The sequence below is a fragment of the Geodermatophilus sp. DF01-2 genome (assembly GCF_004571065.1).
In the GTDB taxonomy this organism is placed as follows: domain Bacteria; phylum Actinomycetota; class Actinomycetes; order Mycobacteriales; family Geodermatophilaceae; genus Geodermatophilus.
In genome coordinates this window covers 1-5,380 of the sequence record NZ_SPQN01000145.1, presented here as the reverse complement: position 1 = coordinate 5,380, position 5,380 = coordinate 1, and the positions used below count along the sequence as shown (strand labels likewise).

At 77.2% G+C, this 5,380-nt stretch carries 5 protein-coding genes and 1 pseudogene; 5 read left to right on the top strand and 1 reads right to left on the bottom strand.

The genetic code is table 11. From position 1 onward, the window contains the following. Positions 1-440 (top strand): annotated as a pseudogene (locus tag E4P41_RS22475) (hypothetical protein); the annotation flags it as partial. 150 nt (positions 441-590) lie between these two features. Here the strand turns inward: E4P41_RS22475 and E4P41_RS21165 are convergent. After that, positions 591-1,343, bottom strand: coding sequence for an SDR family oxidoreductase (locus E4P41_RS21165; RefSeq protein ID WP_135143170.1), 753 nt, complete (start codon positions 1,341-1,343; stop codon positions 591-593). A gap of 341 nt (positions 1,344-1,684) precedes the next feature. Here E4P41_RS21165 and E4P41_RS21160 point away from each other — a divergent pair, with 341 nt between their 5' ends. The 4 genes from E4P41_RS21160 to E4P41_RS21145 form a co-directional block, all read left to right on the top strand. Further along, on the top strand, positions 1,685-2,644 hold the full coding sequence (locus tag E4P41_RS21160; protein WP_209307845.1) for a DUF2520 domain-containing protein: 960 nt from the start codon (positions 1,685-1,687) through the stop codon (positions 2,642-2,644). Between the two features lie 28 nt (positions 2,645-2,672). Next, complete coding sequence (gene panC / locus E4P41_RS21155) at positions 2,673-3,527, top strand: pantoate--beta-alanine ligase (RefSeq protein WP_135143169.1); 855 nt, start codon at positions 2,673-2,675, stop codon at positions 3,525-3,527. Continuing rightward, positions 3,524-3,943, top strand: coding sequence for an aspartate 1-decarboxylase (gene panD, locus E4P41_RS21150; protein WP_135143168.1), 420 nt, complete (start codon positions 3,524-3,526; stop codon positions 3,941-3,943). Before panC ends, panD begins: the two co-directional genes overlap by 4 nt. Continuing rightward, on the top strand, positions 3,940-5,380 hold a 1,441-nt coding region (locus E4P41_RS21145; protein ID WP_135143167.1), incomplete at its 3' end, for an L-aspartate oxidase. The genes panD and E4P41_RS21145, both read left to right, overlap by 4 nt.

Here is a 5,380-nt window from a genome sequence, read left to right as displayed (position 1 = left end):
CGCCCGCGGGGTGGAGGTGCTGCACCTGGACCGGCTGCTGGCCGAGGTGCTCGCCTCCCCCGACGCGCGCGGCGAGCTGGACGCTCCCGCCGCTGGACTGGCTGGCCGGCCGGGCGCTGCTCGACCCGCCGCCGGTCGCCCCGAAGCCGCGCCGTCGCCGCACCGACGACCCACAGTCCGCAGCGGCACCGACCCCGGACCAGCAGCTGACCGTCGAGCGCCCGGTCGCCCAGCGGGAGCGCCCGCCGGTGCCCGGGCCGGCCCCGGCCGTCCCGCCGGCCGAACCACCCGCCCCGTCGGAGGAGGAGGGCTCGTCGCGGCTGGCGCAGCTGCTCGCCGAGAGCGGGATCACCCCGCCGTCCGGCGGCCGCCGCCGGCGCCGCTACCGCGAGGACGACGAGAGCGACGACGTCCTCGCTCGGGTTCTCGGCCGCAGCTGAGGCGACACCCCCGCCCGGCCGGGCGCGGCCGTCCCGGCCGGCCCCGTCCAGAGGCTCGCCGCGAGCCTGCGAGCGGTCTACGGCTCCGTCCAGGGCACCGCCGCGAGCTTGCGAGCGGTGGGGAGGACGGGGTCCTTCTCGGGGACTTCTTCAGGCCGGGCCGCGGGAGAGCGCACCGCCGTCGAGCACCAGCGTCTGGCCGGTGACCCACCCGGCGGTGTCCCCGAGCAGGTAGGCCGCGGCCTCCCCGACGTCCGCCGGCTCACCGAGCCGCCCCACCGGGTACTGCGCCGCCGCCTCGGCCTCCCGGCCCTCGTAGAGGGCGCCGGCGAAGCGGGTCTTCACCACCGCGGGCGCGACCGCGTTGACCCGCACCGTCGGGCCCAGCTCGACGGCCAGCTGGGTGACCAGGTTGACCAGCGCGGCCTTGCTCACGCCGTAGCCGCCGATCATCGGCGAGGCCTTGAGCGCGGCGACCGAGGCCACGACCAGGACCGAGCCGCCGTGCTCGGCCATCCACGCCCGCCACGCCTCCTGCACCAGGCCGAGCGTCGAGACGACGTTGGTGTCGAGGATCTTGCGGAAGCCGTCCAGCGGGAGCTCGACCAGCGGGCCGTAGACCGGGTTGATGCCGACGTTGCCGACGAGCATGTCCAGGCTGCCGAAGGTCTCGACGGCGGTCCGCACGGCCTCGGCGCGGTGCCCGGCGTCCGCCGCGTTGCCGGCGACGCCCACGGCCACCTCCGGGCCGCCCAGCGCGGCCACCGCCTCGGTCAGCGCCTCGGGCTTGCGCGCCGTGACGACGACGCGGGCGCCGCGCTCCACCAGGCTCTGCGCGATCGCCAGTCCGATGCCGCGGCTGGCGCCGGTGACCAGCGCCGTCCGTCCCTCGAGGGTGCCCACCCGTCTCCTCCTGATGTCCGTCGCGGTTCCACCGCACACCGTAGGAGGCCGCGCCCTGGGCGAGCTCGCGAGCCCACCGATCGGCCACGGCACCCGAGGGAACGGAACCGCCGAGCGCCGGCGAGGCCGTTGGCGTGACCCACCCCACAGGGCGGAGACGTTGCACCGGCCCCGAACGGGTCACACACTCGCGTTCGGCGCCCTCCCGCGTGACACACCTGGTCGCAGCGGGGCTCCGCGCCGGCACGACCGCAGGGCCGCAACACCCGACGGGCTCCGACGAGGGGGCCCGCGACCCACGAGTCCGGTACCCGCCAGGGACTGGAACGAGAGGTGCACCGATGCCTGCTGTCCGCAGGACGCTCCGTGCCGCCGGCCTGTCCCCGGCCGGCACCGCCCCCGCCCGTCTCCGTGTCGGCGTCGTCGGCGCCGGACGCGTCGGCGCCGTTCTCGGCGCCGCCCTCACCACCGCCGGCCACGAGGTGGTCGCCGCCGCCGGCCTCTCCGCCGCCTCCGCCGAGCGCGCCGGTCGCTTGCTGCCCGGGGTTCCGCTGCTGCCCACCGACGAGGTCGTGGCCGCCGCCGACCTCGTGGTCCTGGCCGTCCCGGACGACAGCCTGGCCGGCCTGGTCTCCGGCCTGGCCGAGACGGGGGTCTGGCGGGCCGGCCAGCTGGCCTTCCACACCTCCGGGGCGCACGGCCTGGCCGTCCTCGCCCCGGCCGCCCGCGCCGGCGTCCTGCCGCTGGCCCTGCACCCGGCGATGACCTTCACCGGCGCCCCCGAGGACGCCGACCGTCTCGCCGGCGTCCCGTTCGGCGTCACCAGCGCGCCGGAGCACCGGCCCGTGGCCGAGACCCTGGTGCTGGAGATGGGCGGCGAGCCGTTCTTCGTCGCCGAGGCCGACCGCGGGCTCTACCACGCCGCGCTGGTCACCGGCGCCAACCACCTGGTCACGCTGGTCGCCGAGGCCGCGGACCTGCTGCGTACCGCGGGCGTCGGCGAGCCGGCGCGGGTGCTCGCCCCGCTGCTCACCGCGGCGCTGGACAACGGCCTGCGCCGCGGCGACCGCGGGCTCACCGGCCCGGTCAGCCGTGGCGACGTCGGCACCGTGCGCCGGCACCTGGACACGCTCACCGAGCGCGCCCCGGACTCGGTCGCGGCCTACGTCGCGCTGGCCCGGCGCACCACCGAGCGTGCGCTGACGACCGGCCGGCTCAAGCGGCACGAGGGCGCCCCGCTGGTGGAGCTCCTCGACGGCCACGTTCCGGGTTCCCTCGCGAGCGGGCGAGCGGAGGGCTGAACGTGGTCCTCCTACCGGCGGGGTCCCGGTGACCACCGCCACCCGCCCGGCCGTCGTCGAGACCGCCGCCGAGCTGGCCCGGCTGCGCGCCGGGCTGCCCGGGCCCGTGGCACTGGTGCCCACGATGGGCGCCCTGCACGAGGGGCACCGCACCCTGGTCCGCGCCGCGCGCGAGCGGGCCGGCAGCGTCGTGGTCTCGGTGTTCGTCAACCCGACCCAGTTCGGCCCCGGTGAGGACTTCGACCGCTACCCCCGCACCTGGGACGCCGACCTGGCCGCGCTCGCCGAGGAGGGCGCCGACGTCGTTCTCCACCCGCCGGTGGCGGAGGTCTACCCGGCCGGCTCGGTCGGGGTGGCCGTGCACCCGGGGCCGCTGGGTGACGTGCTCGAGGGCGCCGTCCGCCCCGGGCACTTCGCCGGCGTCCTGACCGTCGTCGCCAAGCTGTTCGGCCTGGTCCGGCCGGACGTCGCCTTCTTCGGCGAGAAGGACTACCAGCAGCTCACCTTGATCCGGGCCATGGCCCGCGAGCTGGCCCTCGGCGTCGAGGTCGTCGGCGTGCCCACCGTCCGCGAGGACGACGGACTGGCGCTGTCCTCCCGCAACCGCTACCTCTCGCCGGAGCAGCGGGCCACCGCAGCCACGATCTCGCGGGCCCTGCGTGCCGGGGCGGACGTCGGGCCGCGGGGCGCCGACGCCGTCCTCACCGCCGCCCGCGAGGTGCTGGCCGCCGCCCCCGAGCTGGTGCCCGACTACCTCGAGCTCACCGGCCCCGACCTCGGGCCGGCGCCCGCCGCCGGCCCGGCCCGCCTGCTGCTCGCCGCGCGCGCCGGCGGCACCCGACTCATCGACAACACCGAGATTCATCTGGGAGACCTCCGATGATGCGCACGATGCTGAAGAGCAAGATCCACCGGGCGACGGTCACCCAGGCCGACCTGCACTACGTGGGCTCGGTGACCATCGACGAGGACCTGCTCGACGCCGCGGACCTGCTGCCCGGCGAGCAGGTCGCGATCGTCGACGTCACCAACGGCGCGCGGCTGGAGACCTACGTCATCCCCGGCGAGCGGGGCAGCGGCGTCATCGGCATCAACGGCGCCGCCGCGCACCTGGTCCACCCCGGCGACCTGGTCATCATGATCAGCTACGGCGTCATGGACGAGACCGAGGCGAAGTCCCACATCCCGAAGGTCGTGCACGTCGACGGCACCAACCGCATCGTCGAGCTGGGCGGCGACCCCGCCGCGCCGTCCCCGGGTGTGCAGGGGCAGGTCCGGGGCGACACGATCTCAAGGTGAGCCTCGTCACGGTCGGCCGGATCACCGGGCTCCCGCGTCGCCTGTCGGCGCCGGCGCCCGGCTGGGAGCTCGCCGCCGACGTGTGCGTCGTCGGCTCCGGCGTCGCCGGCCTCTGCGTGGCCCTGCACGCCCGGGCGGCGGGGCTGTCGGTCGCCGTCGTCACCAAGGTCCGGGCGGACGCCGGGTCGACCCGGTGGGCGCAGGGCGGGATCGCGGCCGTCCTCGACCCGGCCGACACCCCCGAGGCGCACGCCCGGGACACCGAGGTCGCCGGGGTCGGGCTGTGCGAGCCCGACGCGGTCGCCGTACTGGTGCACGAGGGCCCCGGCCGACTGCGCCAGCTGATCGACTGGGGGGCCGCCTTCGATCGCGACCCCACGGGCCGGCTGCTGCTCACCCGCGAGGGCGGGCACTCCGCCGACCGGATCGTGCACGCCGGCGGCGACGCCACCGGCTCGGAGGTGCAGCGCGCGCTGCAGGACGCCGTCCGCGCCGACCCGGGGGTCACCCTGGTGGAGCACGCGATGGTGCTCGACCTGCTCACCGACGCCGACGGCCGCGCTGCCGGCGTCACCCTGCACGTGCTCGGCGAGGGCAGTGCGGACGGCGTCGGCGCGGTGCGCGCCCGCGCGGTGGTGCTGGCCACCGGCGGCATGGGCCAGGTCTACGCGGCCACCACCAACCCGGCGGTCTCCACCGGGGACGGCGTCGCCCTCGGCCTGCGCGCCGGCGCGGTCGCCACCGACCTCGAGTTCGTCCAGTTCCACCCCACCTCGCTGTACCTGGGCCCCGGCGCGCGCGGTCAGCAGCCACTCGTGAGCGAGGCGCTGCGCGGCGAGGGGGCGGTGCTGCGCGACGGAGCGGGGAAGCGGTTCATGGCCGGGGTGCACCCGCTGGCCGAGCTGGCGCCGCGTGACGTCGTGGCCAAGGCGATCACCCGGGTGCAGCTGCGGGACGGCGTCGACCACGTCTGGCTCGACGCCCGCACGGTGCCCGGCCTGGCCGGGCGGTTCCCGACCATCGTCGCCAGCTGCCGGGCCGCGGGCATCGACCCGGCCACCGAGCTGGTCCCGGTCACCCCGGCGGCGCACTACGCCTCCGGCGGGCTGGTGACCGACCTGGCCGGGCGGACGACGGTGCCCGGGCTCTACGCCTGCGGGGAGGTGGCCTGCACCGGCGTGCACGGCGCCAACCGGCTGGCGTCGAACTCGCTGCTCGAGGGGCTGGTGTTCGCCGCCCGCATCGGGGCCGAGCTGGTCGAGCGGCTGCCGCCGCCGTCCCCCGTGGGAATGTCGGAGGCGGCGCCGTCCGGGCTGCTCGACCCCGCCGGCCGCCGCGAGGTCACCGAGACGATGTCGGCCCGCGTCGGCGCGCTGCGCAGCGGCGCCGGGCTGGCCGAGGCGACCGGCCGGCTGGCCGCGCTGGCCGCCGGAGATC